Origin of the sequence: Streptomyces montanus (assembly GCF_005786655.1) — a bacterium.
Lineage (GTDB): Bacteria > Actinomycetota > Actinomycetes > Streptomycetales > Streptomycetaceae > Streptomyces > Streptomyces sporangiiformans.
Window position 1 is genome coordinate 152,315 of sequence record NZ_VBZC01000013.1, and the last position, 23,179, is coordinate 175,493.

The window sequence follows — 23,179 nt, forward strand, 5'->3', positions numbered from 1 at the left end:
GGCTCAGACGGTACTGGGCGGCAGGGGCAGCGGCAGCCCGGGTAGGCCATCCAGGCTGGTCTCCACGTGCTCCTTCTTGCGGAAGTACGTGTTCAGCGACGCGTCGTCCTCACGCGCGAACCGCTTGGCGTGCAGGTCGCGCTCCTCCTCGTACGCCATGAAGGGCACCGCGTAGCCACAGGTGTCGCGGACGAGTTCCGCCGTCACCACGATGATCGCGCGCAGACCGTGCGGAGTCGTGTCGATGTCCGGAAAACGGGCCAGGAGTTCCTTGAAGCGCGGGTCGTCACGGAAGACCGGCTCGCCGCGGCCGTGTACGCGGACGATGGTGGGCGGGCCCTGGAAGGCGCACCACATGAGGGTGATCCGCCCGTTCTCACGAAGGTGGGCGATGGTCTCCGCGTTGCTTCCGGCGAAGTCCAGGTAGGCGACGGTGAGTTCGTCGAGTACCGCGAACGATCCCTTGAGGCCCTTGGGGGAGAGGTTGACCGTGCCGTCGCCGGACAGGGGCGCGGTCGCGGTGAAGAAGAGGGGCTGCGCCTCGATGAACGTACGCAGCCTGCCGTCTATGCGCTCGTAGGTCTTTCCCATGGCGACGATTATCGGTGAAAGTCCTTCGGCGGTCTAAGGATTTCTCCGGGCTCGCCGCGCGGGCTCCGTGGCCGCCCCGGCCGACGTTCGGGGCGACCACGGAGGTCGTTACACGGTGGCGCTACTTGTTGAGGGTGCAGGCCGCGAGGGCTTCGAGGCCCTCGGGCTTCTCGGCGGCGCGTCCGATGGCGGTCTCGATGCGGTTGAGCGCGGCGACGCGCTTGTCCTCCAGGGGGCCGAGGATGGCGTTCTGGACGAAGTTGGGTCCGCCCTGGCCGACGGTGTCGACGAGCCGCTGGTTGGCCTCGGCGATCTGGGTGTCGAGCTGGGTGAGGTTGCGGTCGACCTCGGCCTGGGCCGAGGCGGGGATCTCGGGAAGGCTCGGCTCGACGTCGGGGCAGCTGATGGTGCCGGCGGCGCCGGCGTTGCCCGCGTCCTCGGCCTCGCCTGCGTCCTCCGCGTTGCCCGCGTCCCCGGCGCCGTTCGCGTTGCCGGCGCCGTTGGCGTTCCCGCCCGCCGCTTCGTCGGCCGCCTCGTCCTCGGCGCCGGCGTCGGCCGCACCGCCCGTGTCGAGGGTGCAGGCCGCGAGGGCTTCGAGGCCCTCGGGCTTCTCGGCGGCGCGTCCGATGGCGGTCTCGATGCGGTTGAGCGCGGCGACGCGCTTGTCCTCCAGGGGGCCGAGGATGGCGTTCTGGACGAAGTTGGGTCCGCCCTGGCCGACGGTGTCGACGAGTCTCTTGTTCGCTTCGGCGATCTGGGTGTCGAGCTGGGCGAGGTTGCGGTCGACCTCGGCCTGGGCCGAGGCGGGAATCGCCGGCAGGCTGCCCTCCACCGCCGGGCAGTTCACCGTGCCGGGAGACGCTTTCGTACCGGCGGCCTGATCGCCGCTGTTCGACGTCTCTCCGGCCAGGGCCGATCCAGCGATCACCGCCCCGGACAACACCACCGCGGCGGCGCCGCCGATGATCGCCACGCGGCGCTTGTGGTACTTCGGGAGAGCCCTGGACATACGGAAGCCTCGCTCCTGGTCGGGGGTGGGGCCGCCCGTGGTCGATCGGGCGGCGCACTCCTGTGCGGGTGAAGTGGTTTACAAACGCGGCGCCGGCGTTCAGCGGGAGATACGAGAAAGCGGTTTCTCGCGTTCAAACGAAACCTGAGATTTGTTCTGCGGTGATCCGTCGGCGATCCGCCGGTAACCCGAGATTGACGAACCATGCAGAGTCCTGCATACTCATGCATGTCAGCGAATGCACTGTGAGGAGAAACCCGTGACCGAGCGCGTCGTACTCGCCTACTCGGGCGGCCTGGACACCTCCGTCGCCATCGGCTGGATCGCCGAGGAGACGGGCGCCGAGGTCATCGCCGTTGCCGTGGACGTCGGCCAGGGCGGCGAGGACCTGGACGTCATCCGCAAGCGCGCGCTCGCCTGTGGTGCCGTCGAGGCCGAGGTCGCGGACGCCAAGGACGAGTTCGCCGACGAGTACTGCCTCCCGGCGATCAAGGCCAACGCCCTCTACATGGACCGCTACCCGCTCGTCTCGGCGCTCTCCCGGCCGACGATCGTCAAGCACCTCGTCGCCGCCGCGCAGAAGCACGGCGCCTCCACTGTCGCCCACGGCTGCACCGGCAAGGGCAACGACCAGGTCCGCTTCGAGGCCGGCATCGTCGCCCTCGCCCCCGAGCTCAAGTGCATCGCCCCGGTCCGCGACTACGCGATGACCCGGGACAAGGCGATCGCCTTCTGCGAGGAGAAGGGCCTGCCGATCGCCACCACCAAGAAGTCGCCGTACTCCATCGACCAGAACGTCTTCGGGCGCGCCGTCGAGACCGGCTTCCTGGAGGACATCTGGAACGGCCCGATCGAGGACGTCTACGAGTACACGCAGAACCCGGCGCTCCCGCGTGAGCCCGACGAGGTGATCGTCACCTTCAAGGCGGGTGTCCCGGTCGCCATCGACGGCAAGCCCGTCACCGTCCTGCAGGCCATCCAGCAGCTCAACCAGCGCGCCGGAGCCCAGGGCATCGGCCGGATCGACATGGTCGAGGACCGGCTCGTGGGCATCAAGTCCCGCGAGGTCTACGAGGCTCCCGGCGCCATCGCGCTGATCACGGCCCACCAGGAGCTGGAGAACGTCACCGTCGAGCGCGAACTGGCCCGCTACAAGCGGCAGGTCGAGCAGCGCTGGGGCGAGCTGGTCTACGACGGCCTGTGGTTCTCGCCGCTCAAGCGCGCCCTGGACGGCTTCATCAACGAGGCGAACCAGCACGTCTCCGGCGACATCCGGATGACCCTGCACGGCGGCCGCGCCGTCGTCACCGGCCGGAGGTCCGAGGAGTCGCTCTACGACTTCAACCTCGCGACCTACGACTCGGGCGACACCTTCGACCAGTCCAAGGCCCAGGGCTTCATCGACATCTTCGCCCTGTCGTCCAAGATCGCGGCCAAGCGGGACCAGGCGTAGGCGCTCCGCTTGGACTCCGGGACATGACGTGCGGGTCTATGGGGCTGATCGCGCAGTTCCCCGCGCCCCTGACGGGGTGTGGTCCCGTAATAGCCTGACGACCGCCTCCTCACTGGAACAGTGAGGAGGCGGTCGCACATCGCCTTCTTTGAGGAGCACAGCAAGTGAGCAGCAACAGCGGTGACGTACGGCTCTGGGGCGGCCGTTTCGCCGACGGTCCCGCCGAGGCCCTGGCGAAGCTGTCCGCGTCCGTCCACTTCGACTGGCGGCTCGCGCCGTACGACATCGCCGGCTCGCGGGCCCACGCGCGCGTGCTGCACCAGGCGGACCTCCTCACGGCCGACGAACTGGAGCGCATGCTCGCGGGCCTCGACCGGCTCGAAGCCGATGTCGCCGACGGCTCCTTCGTCGGCACCATCGCCGACGAGGACGTCCACACCGCCCTGGAGCGGGGCCTGTTGGAGCGGCTCGGCCCGGACCTCGGCGGCAAGCTGCGCGCGGGCCGGTCGAGGAACGACCAGGTCGCCACGCTCTTCCGGATGTATCTGCGCGACCACGCCCGCATCATCGGCGGCCTGATCGCCGACCTCCAGGACGCGCTGATCGGTCTGGCCGAGGCCCACCCAGACGTCGCCATGCCGGGCCGTACGCACCTTCAGCACGCCCAGCCCGTCCTGTTCGCCCACCATGTGCTGGCCCACGCGCAGGCCCTCTCCCGGGACGCCGAGCGCCTGCGCCAGTGGGACGAGCGGACGGCCGTGTCGCCGTACGGTTCGGGGGCGCTGGCCGGCAGCAGTCTGGGACTCGACCCGGAGGCCGTCGCGCGCGACCTGGGCTTCGAGCGCGGCAGCTCGGGCAACTCCATCGACGGGACGGCCTCGCGGGACTTCGCCGCCGAGTTCGCCTTCATCACCGCGATGATCGGCGTGAACCTCTCCCGGATCGCCGAGGAGATCATCATCTGGAACACGAAGGAGTTCTCCTTCGTCACCCTCCACGACGCCTTCTCCACCGGCTCGTCGATCATGCCGCAGAAGAAGAACCCGGACATCGCGGAGCTCGCGCGCGGCAAGTCGGGGCGGCTCGTCGGCAACCTCACCGGGCTGATGGCCACGCTGAAGGCCCTCCCGCTGGCGTACAACCGCGACCTCCAGGAGGACAAGGAGCCGGTCTTCGACTCCTGTGACCAGCTGGAGGTCCTGCTCCCGGCCTTCACCGGCATGATGGCGACCCTGACCGTCCACCGCGAGCGCATGGAGGAGCTGGCCCCGGCCGGATTCTCGCTCGCCACCGACATCGCCGAGTGGCTGGTCCGGCAGGGCGTGCCCTTCCGGGTCGCGCACGAGGTCGCGGGCGAGTGCGTGAAGGTGGCCGAGGCCGACGGCGTCGAGCTGGACGATCTCACCGACGAGCAGTTCGTGAAGATCTCCGCGCATCTGACACCCGACGTGCGGAGCGTCCTCAACGTCCCCGGCGCCCTGGCCTCCCGCCACGGTCGCGGCGGCACGGCACCCAGCGCGGTCGCCGCCCAGCTCGCCGAGGTCAAGGCGGACGTGGCGGCCCAGCACGAGTGGGCGAGGGCCCGCAAGTGAGCGCCTGATCAGGTATGGGTGATCGCCCGCGTGTGCGCGCCGGGGCACGCGTCGGCGGGTGCCCCGGCAGTGAAGCGAGCGCCTCGCGGGTTACGTTGGGTCGGCAGCCGTAAAGGAGCGACCGAACGGAGCCCGCGATGCCCTTCGCACGACTCGCCTCTGCGACGACCCCCACCTGCCACATCGGCCTGGGACTCGCCGCCGTCGGGCGCCCCGGCTATATCAACCTCGGCCGCGCGTCCGATCTCCCGGAATCCCGCAGCGTCGACGCGCTGCGGGAACGCACCCATGAACTCCTGGAGGCCGCCTACGCCCAGGGCGTGCGCTACTTCGACGCGGCCCGCTCGTACGGCCGCTCCGAGGAGTTCCTCGCCGACTGGCTGCACACCCGGCCCGACATCGACGATGTCGTCATCGGCAGCAAGTGGGGCTACACGTACACGGCGGACTGGCGCACGGACGCCGAGGAACACGAGGTCAAGGACCACAGCGTGGGCACGTACGAGCGGCAGCGCGCCGAGACCGCCGAACTGCTCGGCGACCGGCTCGACCTCTACCAGATCCACTCGGTGACTCCGGACAGCCCGGCCCTCACCGACAAGGAACTTCACGCCAAACTGGCGGAAGCGGCCGCCGAGGGACTGACCGTCGGCTTCTCCACCAGCGGTCCCGCGCAGGCCGACGCGATCCGCGCCGCACTCGCCGTGACCGTCGACGGCGAGCCCCTCTTCCGTACCGTCCAGGCCACGTACAACGTGCTGGAGACCTCCGCCGCGCCCGCGCTCGCCGAGGCGCACGACGCCGGACACACCGTGATCGTCAAGGAAGCCATGGCCAACGGCCGCCTTGCCGATCCGCACGCCCCGGACGCGGTGCGCGCCATCGCCGAACAGGCGGAGCTCGGCTCCGACGCGGTGGCTCTGGCTCTGGTCCTGCGGCAGCCCTGGGCGGGCGTCGTCCTCTCCGGCGCGGCCACCGTCAACCAGCTCGTGTCCAATCTGCACGCCGCGGTGGTGGACCTCGACGACGACCAGCTGGCCCGGCTCGCGGCGCTCGCCGAGGAACCGGGGGCGTACTGGGAGCGGCGCGGGCAGCTGCCCTGGCACTGATCAGCTGCCCTGGCACTGACCAACTGCTGCGCCTGAGGGCGGCGGGCGCGGGCGCGGCGGCCGGTCCGGCCGCGGGCACGATGGCGCCCGCCATTCGGTGCACACCGTCGTCGCGGGCGGGCTCGCCGCGATCGGTGGCGCAGCGATCGGCCTCGCGCTGGGCGCGCTCACGCTGCTGAGCCAGTCCACCGGTTGTCCGCTGCTCGGCGGTATCGCGCTGCTCGGATCCATCGCCACCGGCGCATACGGCGGCTTCGCCGCTCCGCCCGGTACGCCCCCGGGCAGCCGCCGTCGCGCACGAGTCCCTGGGCGGCGCGGTGGAGTCCGCACGCGAACGGCGGGCTGCCCCGAGGAGCAGCCCGCCGTGTGCCGAAGTCGTGTGCGGTTACGCGGCTTTGGCCTTGGTGGCGTACATGTCGACGTACTCCTGACCCGACAGACGCATGACCTCCGCCATCACGGAGTCGGTGACGGCGCGCAGGACGTACCGGTCGCGGTCCATGCCCTCGTACCGTGAGAACTCCATCGCCTCGCCGAAGCGGACCGTGACGCGGCCGGGGCGCGGGATGCCGGCGCCGCCGGGCTGGAGCTTGTCGGTACCGATCATCGCGAAGGGGACGACCGGGGCGCCGGTCATCAGGGTAAGACGCGCGATGCCCGTACGCCCTCGGTAGAGGCGGCCGTCGGGGGAGCGGGTGCCCTCCGGGTAGATGCCGAAGACCTTGCCCTCCTCCAGGATCCGACGGCCCGTCATCAGCGCCGCTACGCCGCCGCTCGCACCGTCCCGGTCCACCGGGATCATGCCGACGCCTGTGAAGAACCAGGCCATCAGGCGGCCCTTGATTCCCTTGCCGGTGACGTACTCGTCCTTGCCGATGAAGAAGACCTGACGGTCGCAGACCAGCGGCAGCACGATCGAGTCGATGAACGTGAGGTGGTTGCCGGCCAGGATGACGGGTCCGGAGCCCGGGATGTGCTCCGCGCCTTCCACCCGTGGGCGGAACATCAGGCGCATGATCGGTCCGAGCACTGCCTTGATGAACACGAAGCGGGACAACGGGCCCTCCGGTGTCAAGGGATTTGGTGAAGGTCTCTGCAGGTGAGGACGATACTCGTGGCTACCGGGGTATTGCACACCGGGTTCACGAACTGGATACGCAGTGTCGCCACATGTTTACCTGGGGTGGCGTCCCGTTTCACGCGTGACATGCGGACGAGACGTTGTGACGAATCCCGCACCGCCGCCTCCGGCCCAGAACCATGGTTTTCGCCCCCGCCGCGTTCCTGGGGGCTGCGCCCCCAGACCCCCGTATCGGCCTTGCGGCCTCGTCCTCAAACGCCGGACGGGCTGATTGATGCCGGCCGGGCCACGAAAATTCAGCCCCTCCGGCGTTGGAGGAGCGGGGTCTGGGGCGGAGCCCCAGGGGACGGGAATGGGTAGGGGCGGCGGGGGCGAGAAAACACGGTGAAGCCGACGCCCCGTCAACTCGCAGCCCCCGTACGACATCCAGCATCACCCACGTGTTCCGTCGCAGGTCTCCCACCCGTCACCCAAGCCCACCTACGATCGACCCGCTTCGACAGGTCAGGGCGGCACAACGGGAGGAGAGCTCATGGGGACGCAGACGCCGGACGAGCAGGGACGGGGCACGGGACGGCGGACGCTGCTCGGCGCAGCGGTGCTGGGCGCGGGCGGAGCGGTCCTCGGACTGCCCGGCGCCGCGAGAGCCGAGAGCGCGGCCGCCGAGCAGCGCCCCGGCGGCGGAGGCTACAAGAGCCTGCCCGTGCCGACGGTCATCGGACACCGCGGCGCCAGCGGCTACCGCCCGGAGCACACCTTCGGCTCGTACCAACTGGCCCTCGACCTGGGCGCGGACGTCATCGAACAGGACCTCGTGCCCACCAAGGACGGCCACCTCGTGTGCCGTCACGAGAACGACATCACCGCCACCACCGACGTCGCGGCCCACCCCGAGTTCGCCGACCGCAAAACGACGAAGAGCGTCGACGGCACCTCCCTCACCGGCTGGTTCACCGAGGACTTCACGCTCGCCGAGCTGAAGACGCTGCGCGCCAAGGAACGCATCCCGGGCACCCGCCAGCGCAACACGCTCTACGACGGCCGGTGGGACATCCCCACCTTCGAGGAGGTCCTGCGCTGGGCCGCCCGCGAGAGCCGTGAGCGCGGCAAGGAGGTGTGGCTGCACGTCGAGACCAAGCACCCCACCTACTTCCGGAAGCTCGGCCTGGGCCTGGAGGAGCCGCTCGCCAAGCTGCTGCGCAAGTACGGCAAGCACACGAAGAACGCCCCCGTCTTCCTGCAGTCCTTCGAGCCGAGCAGCATCCAGCGCCTGAACAAGCTCGTCGACAACCCGCTCGTCGTGCTGCTGTCCTCCGCGAACAGCCGCCCCTGGGACTTCGTCCAGGCCGGTGACCCGCGCACCGTCGCCGACCTGGTCAAGCCCGAGGGCCTGGCGTGGATCGCCTCGTACGCGCAGGGGATCGGCCCGACCGTCGACCTGATCATCCCGAGGGACGCGAGCGGCAACCTCACCACGCCGACCACACTCGTCGACGACGCGCACGACGCGGGCCTGATCCTGCACCCGTACACGATGCGCAACGAGAACACCTTCCTGCCCGCGAACTTCAGGAAGGGCACCGACCCGAACGCCTACGGTGACGCCTTCGGCGCCTTCCAGGTCTACTTCAAGACCGGCATCGACGGCATCTTCACCGACAACGCGGACACCGGCCTCCTCGCCCGCGAGGACTTCGTCAACGGCTGAGCCCACCGGCCCCGGTTGGGGTGACAGACGGCCGCCCCGGCAACCCTTGCCGGGGCGGCCGCGTCGTGCCCGATATGCCGCACAACATGGTTGCCGCGCTGCGCCCGCTGCTCGCGGCCGAGGCCTCCGCCGAGGCGTATGCGTCCGGGACCGAGCCGGGCGACCTGGAACAGGCCGTCTGGCTACGGCTTCTCGAACGCTTCGAGGCGGAGGGCCCGCCCAACGACCCGGCCGCCTGGCTGCGCGGCGCCGTCCGCGCCGAGGCCCGCCGCACCCGGCGCACCGCGAGCATCGAGCTGCCGTACGGCTCGGAGCCGGCCGACGACAGCGGACCAGGGCCGGAACAGCTCGCGCTCACCGCCGCCCGGCGCCGCGCGCTGCACTCCGCCGTACGTCGGCTGCCCGGCCGCTGCCCGCGCCTCGTGGCGGCGCTGCTGTCCCCGCAGGACCTCACGTATCGGGAAATCGCGGGGGAGTTGGGTATGTCACAGGGCAGCCTGGGACCGGAACGTTCCCGATGTCTGGGATGTCTGCGCAGAATGCTCGCGGCAGAGGTTGCGGCTCCGGACCCACGGGGAAAGGAGTGAGGGACAACCGGCGGAGCAGGTGAGCGGGAGGCATGCACACATGGGCATGAGCGTGACCATCTCTGCGGCGACCGAGCAGGACGCCGAACAGATCCTCAAACTGCAGTTCCTCTGCTACCAGAGCGAGGCCGAGCTGTACGGCGACTACAGCATCGAACCCCTCACCCAGTCGCTCGCCTCCCTCAAGGCGGAGCTCGCGGGAGGCACGGTTCTGGTGGCCAAGCTCGGCGACGAGGTGGTGGCCTCGGTGCGCGGCGCCGTGGACGCCGATGGCACGGCACGTATCAACAAACTGATCGTCCATCCGCGCATGCAGCGTCATGGCCTGGGGGGCCGACTGCTCGACGCCATCGAAGCGAAGCTCTCCGAGGGCAGCGCCGCCAAGAGCTTCCAGCTCTTCACGGGCCACCGCAGCGAGCACAATCTGCAGCTGTACCGCAGGCACGGGTACGAGCCCGTGTCCCGGCAGCGCGTCGACGAGCGGCTCACTGTGGTGACCCTCGCGAAGGGCGCGGATGCGGGCGCGTTCGTCGCCAGTGCGTGAGCGCTCCGCTTGGGGGGCGGATGTCCGTGTGGGGTGGGGCCTGGCCGGTGGTCAGGTTGCGGTCGTGGTGGGCTGGTCGCGCCCACGCGGCGGAGCCGCATGTTGTCGCAGCCCCGCGCCCCCTACGGGGCCGGTTCGCCGCCCTACTCCGGGCTGCGAGCCCTGCGTAGCCAGAAGATCGCTGTCACCGGCAGCAGGACCGGGATGAACAGGTACTCCATCCCGTAGTCGGACCAGACGGTGGAGTCCGCGAAGGCCGACGGTTCCACGAGCGTCCAGGTACCGACGCCGAGTACGCCCAAGAGCTCGGCGGCGCAGCACACCAGCGCCGCCCTGCGGGCCGTCTCACCGCCACGGACGAGCGAGTACGTGATGAAGCCGTACACGATGCCGGCCACGGCGGACAGCGAGTAGGCCAGCGGCGCCCGGTCGAAGTCCGTGGAGATCTGGAAGACCGAGCGCGAGACCGCGCCGACCACCATCACCCCGTACAGCCACACCAGGAGCGTGCCGGGGCCGCTGATCAGCTTCTGACGCTTGCCGCTCTCCGAGATCCCGGTCACCTCAGCCTCCCCAGATGTCATAGAGCCGCACCTCGAGGACGGCGAGCACGACACCGCCGGCCGCGACCGTCACCGAGCCCCAACGGGTGCGTTCCGCGAGGGACATGAAGCCCGCCGCCGGAATACAGGCGAAGGCGCCGATCAGGTACGCCACGAAGATGGTCGTGCCCTGCTCCGGCTTCTCGCCGCGCGCCAGCTGGACGATCCCGACCACGAGCTGGACGACGGCGAGCAGCGACACTACGGCCATACCGATGAAGTGCCAGTCCTTGGTCGGCTGGTCACGGTAGGCGGCCCAGCCGCACCACGCGGCGAGCACCAGGGCGGCGACGGCGGTCGCCACCGTCAGGGCATCAAGCATGCCGTGACCCTATTACGGGCCAAAAGACCCGATGCTCTCGCCCCCGGGGGTGCCCACTTAGGGTCGGGGCCATGAAGTTCCATGCCGACGCCCTGCTGTTCGACAACGACGGAACGCTCGTCTCATCCCTTGAGTCCGTGTACCGGTGCTGGACCCGGTGGGCGGAGGACTACGGGATCGCCGCCGACGACTTCGCCCGCGTCGAGTTGCACGGCCGCCCCGCCGCCGAGATAGCCGCCGACCTGCTGCCTGCCGGCCTCGTCGCCGAGGCCGTCATACGCATCGAGCAGCTGGAGGTCGAGGACGTCGCGGGTGGAGTCCATCTGCTGCCGGGGACGAAGGCGCTCCTGGATTCACTGCCCGCCGACCGCTGGGCCGTCGTCACCTCGGCCACGCGCCGCCTGGCCGAGGCCCGCCTCGCCGAGGTCGGTATCCGCCCCAAGGCCCTGATCGCGGCCGACGACATCACGCTCGGCAAGCCCGACCCCGAGCCGTTCCTGCTGGCCGCCCGCGAACTCGGTGTGGATCCAGCCCGCTGCGTCGTCTTCGAGGACGCGCCCGCGGGGCTGCGGGCAGGTCGAGCGGCCGGAATGATCACCGTGGCATTGACCACAACCCACCAGGCCGCCGAGCTCGACGCGGATGTCGTGGTCGATGACCTCGCGGCCGTGTCGGCGCTGGTCACGGCCGGAGGAGTCGAGATCTCCACCCGGGACTGACGCACGTCCACCGCTGTCCGGCATGTGGACGGCGGTTCCGGGTCCCGCTCGTACGTCTGTTTTACTTTCCTCATGACCACGACGAGCTGCCGCACTGTTGCGACCGAGGCGACCCCCACGCCCGGTGCTCGTTGTATGTGTCGAATGTGCGCCTTCTAGAGGGCCCCCCGCACCACCCGGAGTTTCGCGCCCCGAAGCGAGACCGCTCATGTCTGCCCATATGCCTTGGTATGCCGACTTGGTACGCCACCTCGGCACGCGACTGAGCATGCCCCGCGCACGCAGTTCATCTGAAATCCCCGGCTGACCCCGGCTTTCATCGCCACCGCGAGAACCGTGCCGCGTTCCCACCGAATGCACCCGTGCCCGGCGCACACCCACGCCCTGCACTCGACAGTGACGGAAACCCAGTGATCACGACCACAGGCCTGACGAAGATCTATCGGGCTCATCATGCGCGCGACCGCGAGGTCACCGCCCTGGACGGCGTCGACCTGCACGTCCGCGAAGGCGAGGTGTTCGGCGTCATCGGCCAGTCCGGCGCCGGCAAGTCCTCACTCATCCGCTGCGTCAATCTTCTGGAGCGACCCACCTCCGGTACCGTGACCGTCGCCGGCCAGGACCTCACGGCCCTCGTCGGCCGCGGCCCGCGCGCCGGCAAGGAACTGCGGAAGGCGCGCAGTCGCATCGGCATGGTCTTCCAGCACTTCAACCTGCTGTCCTCGCGCACCGTCCAGGACAACGTGGAGCTGCCGCTCGAAATCCTCGGGAAGTCGGGGAAGGAAAGGGCCCGCAAGGCCCTCGAACTGCTCGACCTCGTGGGCCTCTCCGACAAGGCCAAGTCCTACCCCGCCCAGCTCTCCGGCGGCCAGAAGCAGCGCGTCGGCATCGCCCGCGCCCTGGCCGGCGACCCGAAGGTGCTGCTCTCGGACGAGGCGACCAGCGCCCTCGACCCCGAGACCACCCGCTCCATCCTCCAGCTCCTTCGCGACCTGAACCGGCAGTTGGGCCTGACCGTCCTGCTCATCACCCACGAGATGGACGTCGTCAAGAGCGTCTGCGATTCGGCCGCCCTCATGGAGAACGGGAAGATCGTCGAGTCCGGCACGGTCAGCGAACTGCTCGCCACCCCCGGCTCCGAGCTGGCCTCGGCGCTCTTCCCGGTGAGCGGGGACGCCTCCGCGGACGACCGCACCGTCATCGACGTCACCTTCCACGGCGATGCCGCGACCCGGCCCGTCATCTCGCAGCTCTCGCGCACCTACAACATCGACATATCGATCATCGGTGCCGCGATGGACACCGTCGCCGGCAAACAGGTCGGCCGTATGCGCATCGAACTGCCCGGCCGCTACGAGGAGAACGTCGTACCGATCGGCTTCCTGCGCGAGCAGGGACTGCAGATCGACCTCGTCGGGACGGGCTCGCCGGCAGATGCCGAAGCAGAGCAGCCCGTACTCGTGAAGGAAGGTGCCAAGTGACCTGGTCCGAGATGCAGCCGCTGCTGGAGCAGGCATGTTGGGACACGCTCTACATGGTCGGCTGGTCCACGCTCATCGCCGTCGTCGGCGGCCTCCCGCTGGGCATCCTGCTCGTCCTCACGGACCGGGGCGGCCTGCTGCAGAACACCGCGCTGAACAAGGTCATCGGGCAGATCGTGAACGTCGGCCGCTCGCTGCCCTTCATCATCCTGATGGTCGCGCTGATGAACTTCACGCGCTGGATGACAGGGACGACGATCGGGCGCGAGGCGGCGATCGTACCGCTCGCGGTCGGCGCGATTCCGTTCTTCGCACGCCTCGTTGAGACGGCTGTCCGCGAAGTGGACCACGGGCTCGTCGAGGCCGTGCAGTCGATGGGCGGCAACACCTGGACCGTCGTCCGCAAGGTCCTCGTACCGGAGTCCCTGCCCTCCCTGATCTCGTCCACGACCACCACCGTCGTGGCGCTCATCGGCTACTCCGCGATGGCCGGCACCGTCGGTGCCGGCGGCCTCGGCGACATCGCCATCCGGTACGGCTACCAGCGCTTCGAGACCGGACTGATGTGGATCACCGTGGCGATCCTCGCCGTGGTCATCTCCGTCATCCAGTTCGCCGGCGACCACGCCGCCCGCACACTGCACCGGCGCGGCGGCCGCTCCGGCCGGCCGCTCCTCCTCAGGGCCCTTCGCGGGATCTTCCCCGGCACAGTCACCGCCGAGGCGACGAAGACCCGCTGAGGCCTCCTCGTTCTCCCCGCACCACCCGAAGCGGGGCAGCACCACCCATAAGGAAAGGCACTTTTCGTGCGTAACACCGCCAAGATCACCACCGCCGTTCTCGCCGCCGGAGCCCTCACCCTCGGGCTCAGCGGCTGCGGCGCGGACAAGGCCTCCGGCTCGGACGGCCCGCTGGTCGTCGCCGCGAGCCCCACCCCGCACGCCGAGATCCTCACCTACGTCAAGGACCACCTGGCGAAGAAGGCGGGCCTCGACCTGGAGGTCCGGGAGTTCACGGACTACGTCACGCCGAACACGGCGACCGAGGACGGGTCGGTCCAGGCGAACTACTTCCAGAACCAGCCGTACCTCGACGACTTCAACAAGAAGAACGGCACCCACATCAAGCCGGTCGTCACGGTGCATCTGGAGCCGCTCGGTCTCTACTCCCGCGAGGTCAAGAAGGCCGGCGACCTGGGGAGCGGCGCGACCGTCGCCGTCCCGAACGACACGGTCAACGAGGCGCGGGCGCTGAAGCTCCTCGACGCCAACGGGATCATCACGCTCAAGGACGGCGCGGGCAACGACGCGACCCCCAAGGACATCGCGAAGAACCCCAAGAACCTGAAGTTCAAGGAGCTGGAAGCGGCCCAGACCCCGCGCTCCCTGGGAGACGTCGACGCCGCGGTGATCAACGGCAACTACGCCATCGAGTCCGACCTCAAGCCCTCCGAGGACGCCGTCGTCCTGGAGTCCCCCAAGAACAACCCGTACGGCAACTTCCTGGCCGTGAAGGAAGGAGAGGAGAAGGACGCGCGCGTGAAGAAGCTCGCCAAGCTCCTGACCTCCGACGAGGTCAAGAAGTTCATCGAGGACAAGTACGCCGGCTCCGTCGTCCCGTCCTTCTGAGAGGACGATCCGGGCCTCGGGCCGACGTCCCGACAGCCACCCACGGGGTCCGCTCCCTCACAAGGAGTCGACCCCGTGGTGCAGTTCGGTGCTTCCATGCTGCATGCTGGGCAGTTCAGCAGGTCCGACGGTCCCTGAACGTTACGGAGCGGCGCATGACTAACACCTTCCCCGACATCTCCCTCAGCACGGATCGGTTGGTGCTGCGCCCTCTTGAGGACGACGACGTTCCCGCTCTCACCGAGATGATGAACGACGAGCTGGTCGGGGCCTGGACATCGGTGCCCCAGCCCTTCACCCAGGAGGCCGCCCGCACCTGGGTCAGCGAGCACGCGCCCACCGAGCGCACCGAAGGCCGGGGTCTCGACCTCGCCGTCACCGAGTTCCTCACCCAGCGCCTGGTCGGCGTCATCCAGCTGGGCAAGACGAACTGGCACGTACGCTCCACCGAGATGTCGTACATCATCGCCCCCTGGGCCCGCGGCGAGGGCTACGCGTCCGAGGCCGCCCTCACCACGGCTCAGTGGCTGCTGCGCGACCAGAAGTTCGAGCGCCTGGAGCTGCGCACGGCGGCGGACAACACCGCCTCCCAGCAGGTCGCCCAGAAGATCGGCTGTATCAGCGAGGGCGTCCTGCGCGGCGCCTGTATAGCCCGCTCCCGCACCGAGGACGGCGGCTGGGCCGAAGTGCGCACCGACTACATCGTGTGGAGCCTGCTCCCGGAGGACCTCGAAGGCGTCGGCGAGCAGTACGCCGACACCGGGGGTTTCACCTCGTACTCCGACTGGAACTGAACCGAAAGGGCGGCTGCCGACCCCCGCCCACCCGCATCACCACAAGTCACCAGGTACGCTCACGAGGCTCCGCATGCCCATCTGACGACCTGCGATGACTCCAGGAGACTGAGGACGATGGCCGACCGGGTCACGGTGATCGGCTGGGACGGCTCGCCGCTGACCGACGCGGCGCGCTCCGCACTCGCCGCCGCCACACTGGTGGCCGGCGCGGCCCACCATCTGGCGCTCCCCGAAGTGCCCGCTGCCGCCGAGCGCATCCGGCTCGGCAGCCTGGGCCTCGCCGCCCGCCGTATCGCCGCCCACCGCGGCACCGCCGTCGTCCTGGCCGACGGCGATCCGGGCTTCTTCGGAGTCGTACGCACCCTGCGCGCCCCCGAGTTCGGCCTCGAGGTCGAGGTGGTGCCCGCAGTCTCCTCCGTCGCCGCCGCTTTCGCCCGCGCGGGAATGCCCTGGGACGACGCACAGGTGGTCGTCGCCCACCGTCGCACCCTGCGACGCGCGGTGAACGTGTGCCGCGCCCACGCCAAGGTCGCCGTCCTCACCTCGCCCGGCGCCGGCCCGGCCGAACTCGGTCTGCTCCTCGAGGGAGTGCACCGTACCTTCGTCATCTGCGAGGAACTGGGAACCGAACGCGAACAGGTCACGATCGTCACCTCCGACAAGGCCGCCGACCACTCCTGGCGCGACCCCAATGTCGTCATCGTCATCGGCGGCCCCGTCGCCTCCGCGGAGGGCGGCGGCTGGATCGCCGGACGCGACCCGGGCGCCGGCCCGCGCGGCTGGGCCCTGCCCGCCGAGGCGTACGGCGGCGGGTTCGGCGAGGGCGAGACCGAGGTGCTGCGCGCCGCTCAACTCGCCCGCCTGGGACCGCGCGTCGGCGACCTCGTGTGGGACATCGGCTCCGGCAGCGGAGCCTTCGCCGCGGAGGCCGCGCGCCATGGCGCCGCCGTCATCGCCGTCGACCGCGACCCGAACGCCTGCGCCCGCACCATGGACTCCGCCCGCCGCTTCGGTGTACAGCTCCAGATCGTGTGCGGCACCGCCCCGCACATCCTGGAGAATCTGGCCGAACCCGACGTCGTACGCGTCGGGGGCGGGGGAGCCCCGGTGGTCTCCGCCGTCGCCGACCGCAGGCCCCAGCGGATCGTCACGCACGCCGCGACACGCGACGCCGCCGAACTCATCGGAAGGGACCTGACGGAGCACGGCTACCACGTCGAATGTGCGCTTCTGCAGTCCGTCGAGCTGGACACCCGTGCCTGGACGGAGAAGGAACGGAGCGTCGCGTTCCTGCTCACCGGGCTGTTGCCCGACCGCGACCGGTGATCCTGCGGCCGTATCGCGCGCGGTAGGCTGGCCGACCGTTGTACCGCACTCGGGTGGCCCGGCGCTTCGTCGGTCAATGTCCGGAAAACACGCCCGCTTTGGGGTGTGTGTGGTACGGCGGAACCGGAGGGCGCGCAACGTGGCGCAGTCCACAGCCGGCCGTGGCTGATGATGCTGTCGCGGCGGCCGGTCGGCCGCGACAATGCCTGTTAATGGTTTTGTCGACCGGTCGTTCGTGCCGCCCGGCACGCATGCTCGTTCTTCATGACGAGCGGTCGGTGCGCCGCTCCGGACGAGCAGGTCGTAGGAGCACTAACCGATGGGCGAGGGGTACGCATGACCGACACCGGCCAGGTCCCGGGCGAGGGATTGCCGGAGAACGCAGGCAGGGTGGAGCAGCCGGGCGCCCACGCGCCGGGTGCGTACGCCTACCTCTCCGAAACCCCCGCCGAGGACGAAGACCTGTTGCTGCTGCCGGGCGCCCAGGGCGCCTGGGGCAACGAGGTACCTCCGCCGCCTCCGGCCCCCGTCGTAGAAGCCGTGCACGAGCCCGGCCCGCACGAGATGGCGGGCCGTGACAGCGGTTCCGTCGACCTCGGTGGAGTACGGATGTCCGAGCTCGGTCCTTCGTCGGCGCCTTCACCTTCGCCCGGGCCTGCGTCTGCGCACGCGCCGCAGCCGCCCGTGGCGCGCCGTCCGCTGCACCTCGGCCCGCCGACGCCGGACACCGCCGGGAGCCCGGTGCGTTCGCTCGCAGACCGCGGCCCGGCGGGAGCGTCGGCGGGCTCCGGTCCCGTACGGCAGTCCGGTCCGCCCACGGTCGGTCCCGAGTACCTCGACATCCCGCGCGACGAGGTCGCGTTGCAGGGGGCGGCGCCTTGGGGAGCCCAGCATCAGGCCGCTGCTCAGACGACTGCTCAGGCGGCTGCCCAGCCCGCGCCTTCGGTGGCACAGCCGGTGGCACAGCCGGTGGCACAGGTGAACTCCGAGGGAACCCCTGCAGAAACGGTCGTCCGGAGCGCAGGGGAGAGCGCGGGATCAGCAGCGCAGGCGCCCGGGTTCGGGCAGGTTCCGGGGGCGCCGGTCACCGAGGGCCCGGGCGTCGGCGAGGCCGCTCCCAGGCCCGACGCGGTACAGGGTTCCGGCGAGATGCCGGCGGCCGAGTCCGCACAGGCATCGCAAGCACCGCAGGCACCGCAGGCCGCGGAACCCGCGCAGGAGTTCGCGTCGGTACCGCAGAACCCGGAGGCCCCGCAGAACCCTGAGGCCGCTCAGGCCGCGCAGGTCCCGCAGGCTGCTCAGGTCGCCCAGGACCCGCAGGCCGCCCAAGTCGCGGACGGCGCGCAGGTGACGGATCCCGCGCAGCCCGTCGATCCCGCGCAGGCTCCGCAGCCCTCTCAGGTCGCCGAGGGCGCGCACTTCCACGCCGCACCGGCGGTCTCGCACTTCCCGCAGGCGGCCGAGCAGCCGCACCTGCCTCCGCACGTCGCCGCCGAACACCAGGCGCAGGTCCCGCAACAGCCCATGAACAACCCGCACATTCCGCAGGCCGCGCCCCCCACCGAGCCCCAGCTTCCGGACTCGGCCGCGCAGTTCACCGAAGCCCCGCAGGCCTCGGTGCCCGAGACGGGTGAGGCATACGAGACGGCGCAGCACGCCGTCGCCGAGCAAGCCCCGCAGACCGAGCAAGCCCCACAGGCTCCTCAGCCCGCGCAGGCTCCGCACACCGTTCCGGGGCCGGGGCAGGAGCCCGTGGAACCCGCACAGACGCCCGCACAGTTCGCCGCCCCCGCCCCCGCCCCCGCCGAGCCGCAGCAAGCCGTACCGGACGGCGCCGCCGCACCGACCGAGGTACCCGAGGTACCCGAGGCGACGGCGGCACACGGCAACGAACCGCACAGCAACGCACCGCACAGCGGTGAGGCCCCCGCCCCGGCGGCTCCACCGGAGCCCCATGCGGACGAGCCCGTCGGCCAGTTCGTGCCCGTGGAAGGCACGGTTCCGACCTCCCCGCACCTGGCTCCGACGCCTCCGCACGCCATGACCGTCCCGCCTCTCCCGGAGGAGGAGCACCCCGAGGCCAAAGACCCCGCGGAGTCGGCCCCGGCCATCGAGGAGACGGCACAGCCCGCACCCGCACCCGCCGCCGCGGCAGCCCCGGAGACCACCGAGCCGGAGCCCGCGGCGCCCCAGGGACCCGTCGTCACGCTGCCCGGCCCCCGGGAGGCCGAACCGACCCCCGCGGCCGAGGCAACTCCCGTACCGGAGACTCCCGTCGAGGACCCGGAGCCTCACGTCGCACCGCACGCGGAGGACCTGGACCCCCAGGCCGCCGACCAGGAAGAGAGCACGGCTGCCGTGGCAAAAGTACGTGAGCCCACCGGCCCCGCGGCGCCCGGTTACGACGACGCCGAGCGCGACGCCGTGCTGCGCGTCATGCGCGAGCGCCGCGACATCCGCAACGGCTTCCGCGGCGACCCCATCCCGCACGAAGTGCTGCTCCGCGTCCTCGAAGCCGCCCACACGGCACCGTCCGTCGGCCACTCCCAGCCCTGGGACTTCGTCGTCATCCGCTCCGCCGACACCCGGCGCTCGATGCACGAACTGGCCATGCGCCAGCGCGACGCGTACGCGAAGTCGCTGCCCAAGGGGCGCGCGAAGCAGTTCAAGGAACTGAAGATCGAGGCCATCCTCGACACCCCGGTGAACATCGTCGTCACCGCCGACCCCACTCGCGGCGGCCGTCACACCCTGGGCCGCCACACGCAGCCGCAGATGGCCCCTTACTCCTCCGCGCTCGCCGTGGAGAACCTGTGGCTCGCCGCCCGCGCCGAGGGCCTGGGCGTCGGCTGGGTCAGCTTCTTCGACGAGCGTGAGATGGTCCGCGCCCTCGGCCTGCCCGAGCACCTGGAGGTCGTGGCCTACCTCTGCGTCGGCTATGTCGACGAGTTCCCGGCCGAGCCCGAGCTGATGCAGGCCGGCTGGTCCAAGCGCCGCCCGCTGGCCTGGGTCGTCCACGAGGAGACGTACGGCCGCCGCGCCCTGCCCGGCGAGGACCCGCACGACCTGCTCGCCGAGACCGTCTCCAACATCCGCCCGCTGGACGCAAAGGCGCTCGGCGAGGCGTGGGAGCGCCAGAAGCGCATGACGAAGCCCTCGGGCGCCCTCGGCATGCTGGAGATCATCTCCGCTCAGCTGTCGGGCCTGTCCCGGATGTGCCCGCCGCCCATCCCGGAGCCCGCCGCCGTCGCGATCTTCGCGGGCGACCACGGTGTACACGCCCAGGGCGTCACTCCGTGGCCGCAGGAGGTCACGGGTCAGATGGTGGCCAACATCCTGGGCGGGGGAGCGGTCGTCAACGCCTTCGCCAGCCAGGTCGGCTCCGAGGTCTGCGTCGTCGACGTGGGCGTCGCCTCCGACCTGCCCGCGACCCCGGGCCTGCTGCCGCGCAAGGTCCGGGCGGGCACCGGCGACATGACGACCGGGCCCGCGCTGACCCGCGAGGAGGTCAAGTCGGCCATCGAGGTGGGCATCGAGACGGCCCGCGACCTGGTAGCCGCCGGCAACAAGGCTCTGATCACGGGCGAGATGGGCATCGCGAACACCACCGCGTCCGCCGCCCTGATCTCCGTTTTCACGGACACCGACCCGTCCGAGGTGACCGGGCGCGGCACCGGCATCAACGACGAGACGCTGGCCCGCAAGACGGAGGTCGTGCGCCGCGCCATCGAACTCCACCAGCCGGACCCGGCCGACCCCATCGGCGTCCTGGCCGCGATCGGCGGCCTCGAACACGCCGCGATGGTCGGCCTGTTGCTCGGCGGCGCGTCCCTGCGTACGCCGGTCATCCTGGACGGCGTCAGCGCCGGAGCCGCCGCCCTGGTCGCCCGCGCCATCGCCCCCGAGGTCCTCGCGGCCTGCATCGCGGGCCACCGCAGCGCCGAACCGGGCCACGTGGCCGCCCTCAACAAACTCGGCCTCCGCCCCCTCGTCGACCTCGACCTCCGCCTCGGCGAGGGCACCGGCGCACTCCTGGCCCTCCCCATGGTCCAGAGCGCAGCCCGAGCCATGCACGAGGTGGCAACGTTCGACTCAGCCGGGGTAACAGAGAAGTAAGCGAGCCGTTGGTCTGTGGCCAGTCGTTGCCGTTGGTCTGTGGGCCGTCGTTCCGCAGGGCGATGGGGGTCCCCCCCCTGCTCGAGCGAAGCCGAGAGCTTGGGGGAGGGTGGGCGCAGACCAACGACGGCCCGCGCCCTAGGAACGCTGCCCAGCCCCCACCGGGGCCGGGGCCCAGGGGGCGGAGCCCCGGTTTCGGGAAGGAGTGGGCTTGGGGAAAGAACCCACCCACCCCAGCCACCCACCACCCCGCGCCGTAAAATCCGCATGTCAGGGCCACTCCAGAGCCGCAGGGGCCCGTCTCGCACCGCCCCCACGAGGAGCCGCACCGCCATGGCCGAAAACCCCGCCTACCCCGTAGGCCTCCGCCTGACCGGCCGCCGCGTAGTCGTCCTCGGCGGCGGCCAGGTGGCCCAGCGCCGCCTCCCGGCCCTGATCGCGGCGGGCGCGGACCTCCACCTCGTATCCCCGGAAGCCACTCCCTCCGTAGAGGCGATGGCGGACGCGGGCGAGCTCACCTGGACGAGGCGCGCGTACCAGGAGGGCGACCTCGCCGAGGCCTGGTACGCCCTGATCGCCACGAGCGACCACGACGCGAACACCCAGGCCTCGGCCGAGGCGGAGGCCCACCGAGTCTGGTGCGTACGCTCCGACGACGCCGATGCGGCCACAGCCTGGACCCCGGCAACCGGCCACAGCGAGGGCGTCACCGTGGCCGTCCTCACCACGGACGCCCGGGGCCGCGACCCCCGCCGCACCGCGGCCATCCGCGACGCGGTCGTGGAGGGGCTCCGCGACGGCACTCTCGTGGCCCCCCACCACCGCACCCGCACCCCCGGCGTCGCCCTGGTCGGCGGCGGCCCCGGCGACCCCGACCTGATCACGGTCCGCGGTCGCCGCCTCCTCGCCGAGGCGGACGTGGTCATCGCGGACCGCCTGGGCCCGCGCGACCTGCTCGCCGAACTCCCGCCCCACGTCGAGGTGATCGACGCGGCGAAGATCCCGTACGGCCGTTTCATGGCGCAGGAGGCGATCAACAACGCGCTGATCGAGCATGCCAAGCAGGGCAAATCCGTGGTGCGCCTGAAGGGCGGAGACCCCTTCGTCTTCGGCCGCGGCATGGAAGAGGTCCAGGCGCTCGCGGAGGCGGGCATCGCCTGCACGGTCGTGCCCGGCATCTCCAGCTCGATCTCGGTGCCCGGCGCCGCGGGAATCCCTGTCACGCACCGCGGCGTGGCCCACGAGTTCACCGTCGTCAGCGGCCATGTCGCCCCCGACGACGACCGCTCCCTGGTCGACTGGCCCGCGCTCGCCAAGCTCCGCGGCACCCTCGTCGTACTGATGGGCGTGGACAAGATCGGCAAGATTGCCGAGACGCTCGTCGCGCACGGCAAGGCGCCCGACACCCCCGTGGCCCTCGTTCAGGAAGGCACGACGGCCGCGCAGCGCCGGGTGGACGCGACCCTCGAAACGGTCGCCGAGGCCGTACGCGCCCAGGACGTGAAGCCGCCGGCCGTCATCGTCATCGGCGACGTGGTGAGCGTGGGCCCGGACGCCATCATGACCGGGCGCCCGGCGACCTCCGCGTAACCGCGGGTAACACACTCGGTCCCAGCCGTTGGCAGCACACTCAGGACAAGGCAGTATCACCCTGTGGCCGATCTCATCACCGTTGAGGATCCTGACGACCCGCGTCTGCGCGACTACACGGGGCTGACCGACGTGGAGCTGCGCCGCAAGCGCGAACCCGCCGAAGGCCTGTTCATCGCCGAGGGGGAGAAGGTCATCAGACGGGCCAAGGACGCCGGTTACGAGATGCGTTCGATGCTGCTCTCCGCCAAGTGGGTCGACGTCATGCGCGACGTCATCGACGAGCTGCCGGCCCCGGTGTACGCGGTCAGCCCCGAACTCGCGGAGCAGGTCACCGGCTATCACGTGCACCGCGGCGCGCTCGCCTCCATGCAGCGCAAACCGCTGCCCACCCCCGACGACCTGCTCCAGACGGCCCGCCGGGTGGTCGTCATGGAGTCGGTCAACGACCACACCAACATCGGCGCGATCTTCCGTTCCGCCGCCGCCCTCGGCATGGACGCCGTGCTGCTCTCACCGGACTGCGCGGACCCGCTCTACCGCCGCAGCGTGAAGGTCTCCATGGGCGCGGTCTTCTCCGTCCCGTACGCGCGTCTGGACTCCTGGCCCAGGAGCCTGGAGTCGGTCCGCGAGGCGGGCTTCGGCCTCCTGGCGCTCACCCCCGACGAGAAGGCCAAGACCCTCGACGAGGTGGCCCCGCACCGGATGGACCGCGTCGCCCTGATGCTCGGCGCGGAGGGCGACGGCCTGTCCACCCAGGCCCTGGTGGCCGCGGACGAATGGGTGCGCATCCCGATGGCTCACGGCGTCGACTCACTGAACGTGGGCGCGGCCGCCGCGGTCGCGTTCTACGCGGTGGCGACGGGCCGCCCGCAGACATAGCGGTCGACGGGCCGCCCGCAGACCTGGCAAGTGTCAGACACC

General features: G+C 70.7%; 20 protein-coding genes and 1 pseudogene. 16 read left to right on the plus strand and 5 right to left on the minus strand.

The genetic code is table 11. The features are described 5' to 3' along the window. Window positions 1–3: 3 nt before the first annotated feature. Together FE633_RS14385 and FE633_RS14390 are read right to left on the minus strand one after the other, a co-directional pair. Entirely contained in the window at window positions 4–591 is a 588-nt protein-coding gene (locus FE633_RS14385) for a pyridoxamine 5'-phosphate oxidase family protein (protein WP_138045529.1), read from the minus strand. 121 nt (window positions 592–712) lie between these two features. Beyond that, complete coding sequence (locus FE633_RS14390) at window positions 713–1,600, minus strand: hypothetical protein (RefSeq protein ID WP_138045530.1); 888 nt, start codon at window positions 1,598–1,600, stop codon at window positions 713–715. A 259-nt stretch (window positions 1,601–1,859) separates the two neighbouring features. On the opposite strand from FE633_RS14390, the gene FE633_RS14395 reads away from it, so the two are divergent. The 4 genes and pseudogenes from FE633_RS14395 to FE633_RS48340 all read left to right on the plus strand — a co-directional run. Continuing rightward, window positions 1,860–3,053, plus strand: coding sequence for an argininosuccinate synthase (locus FE633_RS14395; protein WP_138045531.1), 1,194 nt, complete (start codon window positions 1,860–1,862; stop codon window positions 3,051–3,053). Window positions 3,054–3,217: 164 nt separating this feature from the next. Beyond that, complete coding sequence (gene argH / locus FE633_RS14400) at window positions 3,218–4,645, plus strand: argininosuccinate lyase (RefSeq protein ID WP_138045532.1); 1,428 nt, start codon at window positions 3,218–3,220, stop codon at window positions 4,643–4,645. Window positions 4,646–4,782: 137 nt separating this feature from the next. Beyond that, window positions 4,783–5,754, plus strand: coding sequence for an aldo/keto reductase (locus tag FE633_RS14405; protein ID WP_138045533.1), 972 nt, complete (start codon window positions 4,783–4,785; stop codon window positions 5,752–5,754). 23 nt (window positions 5,755–5,777) lie between these two features. After that, window positions 5,778–6,083: pseudogene (locus FE633_RS48340) on the plus strand (MFS transporter); the annotation flags it as partial. 56 nt (window positions 6,084–6,139) lie between these two features. Here the strand turns inward: FE633_RS48340 and FE633_RS14415 are convergent. Beyond that, window positions 6,140–6,829: a lysophospholipid acyltransferase family protein gene (locus FE633_RS14415; protein ID WP_119100068.1), complete on the minus strand. Its 690-nt coding sequence runs from the start codon at window positions 6,827–6,829 to the stop codon at window positions 6,140–6,142. Between the two features lie 538 nt (window positions 6,830–7,367). Here FE633_RS14415 and FE633_RS14425 point away from each other — a divergent pair. The 3 genes from FE633_RS14425 (at window position 7,368) to FE633_RS14435 (ending at window position 9,674) form a co-directional block, all read left to right on the plus strand. Beyond that, on the plus strand, window positions 7,368–8,543 hold the full coding sequence (locus tag FE633_RS14425; RefSeq protein WP_138045535.1) for a glycerophosphodiester phosphodiesterase: 1,176 nt from the start codon (window positions 7,368–7,370) through the stop codon (window positions 8,541–8,543). A 74-nt stretch (window positions 8,544–8,617) separates the two neighbouring features. Beyond that, window positions 8,618–9,130 carry a sigma-70 family RNA polymerase sigma factor gene (locus FE633_RS14430; RefSeq protein WP_138045536.1) on the plus strand — a complete coding sequence of 171 codons (513 nt, stop codon included), beginning with the start codon at window positions 8,618–8,620 and terminating at the stop codon, window positions 9,128–9,130. Between the two features lie 40 nt (window positions 9,131–9,170). Continuing rightward, the gene (locus tag FE633_RS14435; RefSeq protein ID WP_138045537.1) at window positions 9,171–9,674 is read left to right on the plus strand and encodes a GNAT family N-acetyltransferase; all 504 of its coding nucleotides are present in this window, start codon (window positions 9,171–9,173) and stop codon (window positions 9,672–9,674) included. A 143-nt stretch (window positions 9,675–9,817) separates the two neighbouring features. On the opposite strand, the gene FE633_RS14440 is transcribed toward FE633_RS14435, so the two are convergent. Both FE633_RS14440 and FE633_RS14445 read right to left on the minus strand, forming a co-directional pair. Next, window positions 9,818–10,258, minus strand: coding sequence for a hypothetical protein (locus FE633_RS14440; protein WP_138045538.1), 441 nt, complete (start codon window positions 10,256–10,258; stop codon window positions 9,818–9,820). After that, entirely contained in the window at window positions 10,239–10,598 is a 360-nt protein-coding gene (locus FE633_RS14445; RefSeq protein WP_138045539.1) for a hypothetical protein, read from the minus strand. The genes FE633_RS14440 and FE633_RS14445 overlap by 20 nt, the downstream gene beginning before the upstream one ends. A gap of 71 nt (window positions 10,599–10,669) precedes the next feature. Here FE633_RS14445 and FE633_RS14450 point away from each other — a divergent pair, with 71 nt between their 5' ends. From FE633_RS14450 to FE633_RS14490, 9 genes are all read left to right on the plus strand, one after another. Beyond that, a complete protein-coding gene (locus FE633_RS14450) occupies window positions 10,670–11,317 on the plus strand; it encodes an HAD family hydrolase (RefSeq protein ID WP_138045540.1) in 648 nt (215 codons plus the stop codon). A gap of 410 nt (window positions 11,318–11,727) precedes the next feature. After that, window positions 11,728–12,798: a methionine ABC transporter ATP-binding protein gene (locus FE633_RS14455; RefSeq protein WP_138045541.1), complete on the plus strand. Its 1,071-nt coding sequence runs from the start codon at window positions 11,728–11,730 to the stop codon at window positions 12,796–12,798. Continuing rightward, entirely contained in the window at window positions 12,795–13,538 is a 744-nt protein-coding gene (locus tag FE633_RS14460) for a methionine ABC transporter permease (RefSeq protein ID WP_138045542.1), read from the plus strand. The genes FE633_RS14455 and FE633_RS14460 overlap by 4 nt, the downstream gene beginning before the upstream one ends. A gap of 66 nt (window positions 13,539–13,604) precedes the next feature. Next, the gene (locus tag FE633_RS14465; protein WP_138045543.1) at window positions 13,605–14,426 is read left to right on the plus strand and encodes a MetQ/NlpA family ABC transporter substrate-binding protein; all 822 of its coding nucleotides are present in this window, start codon (window positions 13,605–13,607) and stop codon (window positions 14,424–14,426) included. A gap of 155 nt (window positions 14,427–14,581) precedes the next feature. Beyond that, window positions 14,582–15,220, plus strand: coding sequence for a GNAT family N-acetyltransferase (locus tag FE633_RS14470; protein WP_138045544.1), 639 nt, complete (start codon window positions 14,582–14,584; stop codon window positions 15,218–15,220). A gap of 117 nt (window positions 15,221–15,337) precedes the next feature. After that, window positions 15,338–16,549: a precorrin-6y C5,15-methyltransferase (decarboxylating) subunit CbiE gene (gene cbiE / locus FE633_RS14475; protein WP_138045545.1), complete on the plus strand. Its 1,212-nt coding sequence runs from the start codon at window positions 15,338–15,340 to the stop codon at window positions 16,547–16,549. A 336-nt stretch (window positions 16,550–16,885) separates the two neighbouring features. Then, window positions 16,886–20,665: a nicotinate-nucleotide--dimethylbenzimidazole phosphoribosyltransferase gene (gene cobT / locus FE633_RS14480; protein WP_138045546.1), complete on the plus strand. Its 3,780-nt coding sequence runs from the start codon at window positions 16,886–16,888 to the stop codon at window positions 20,663–20,665. 333 nt (window positions 20,666–20,998) lie between these two features. After that, complete coding sequence (gene cobA, locus FE633_RS14485; protein ID WP_138045547.1) at window positions 20,999–22,255, plus strand: uroporphyrinogen-III C-methyltransferase; 1,257 nt, start codon at window positions 20,999–21,001, stop codon at window positions 22,253–22,255. A 63-nt stretch (window positions 22,256–22,318) separates the two neighbouring features. Further along, entirely contained in the window at window positions 22,319–23,137 is an 819-nt protein-coding gene (locus FE633_RS14490) for a TrmH family RNA methyltransferase (RefSeq protein ID WP_119104984.1), read from the plus strand. Window positions 23,138–23,179: the final 42 nt, after the last annotated feature.

Excerpts from the sequence above, each read along its gene's own strand:
- FE633_RS14425 (WP_138045535.1), top strand. The coding sequence starts at position 7,368 with ATGGGGACGCAGACGCCGGACGAGCAGGGACGGGGCACGGGACGGCGG.
- cbiE (WP_138045545.1), top strand. The coding sequence starts at position 15,338 with ATGGCCGACCGGGTCACGGTGATCGGCTGGGACGGCTCGCCGCTGACC.
- FE633_RS14450 (WP_138045540.1), top strand. The coding sequence starts at position 10,670 with ATGAAGTTCCATGCCGACGCCCTGCTGTTCGACAACGACGGAACGCTC.
- FE633_RS14440 (WP_138045538.1), bottom strand. The coding sequence starts at position 10,258 with ATGACATCTGGGGAGGCTGAGGTGACCGGGATCTCGGAGAGCGGCAAG.
- FE633_RS14445 (WP_138045539.1), bottom strand. The coding sequence starts at position 10,598 with ATGCTTGATGCCCTGACGGTGGCGACCGCCGTCGCCGCCCTGGTGCTC.
- FE633_RS14405 (WP_138045533.1), top strand. The coding sequence starts at position 4,783 with ATGCCCTTCGCACGACTCGCCTCTGCGACGACCCCCACCTGCCACATC.
- cobT (WP_138045546.1), top strand. The coding sequence starts at position 16,886 with ATGACCGACACCGGCCAGGTCCCGGGCGAGGGATTGCCGGAGAACGCA.
- FE633_RS14385 (WP_138045529.1), bottom strand. The coding sequence starts at position 591 with ATGGGAAAGACCTACGAGCGCATAGACGGCAGGCTGCGTACGTTCATC.
- FE633_RS14435 (WP_138045537.1), top strand. The coding sequence starts at position 9,171 with ATGGGCATGAGCGTGACCATCTCTGCGGCGACCGAGCAGGACGCCGAA.
- FE633_RS14470 (WP_138045544.1), top strand. The coding sequence starts at position 14,582 with ATGACTAACACCTTCCCCGACATCTCCCTCAGCACGGATCGGTTGGTG.
- FE633_RS14390 (WP_138045530.1), bottom strand. The coding sequence starts at position 1,600 with ATGTCCAGGGCTCTCCCGAAGTACCACAAGCGCCGCGTGGCGATCATC.
- cobA (WP_138045547.1), top strand. The coding sequence starts at position 20,999 with ATGGCCGAAAACCCCGCCTACCCCGTAGGCCTCCGCCTGACCGGCCGC.
- FE633_RS14430 (WP_138045536.1), top strand. The coding sequence starts at position 8,618 with ATGCCGCACAACATGGTTGCCGCGCTGCGCCCGCTGCTCGCGGCCGAG.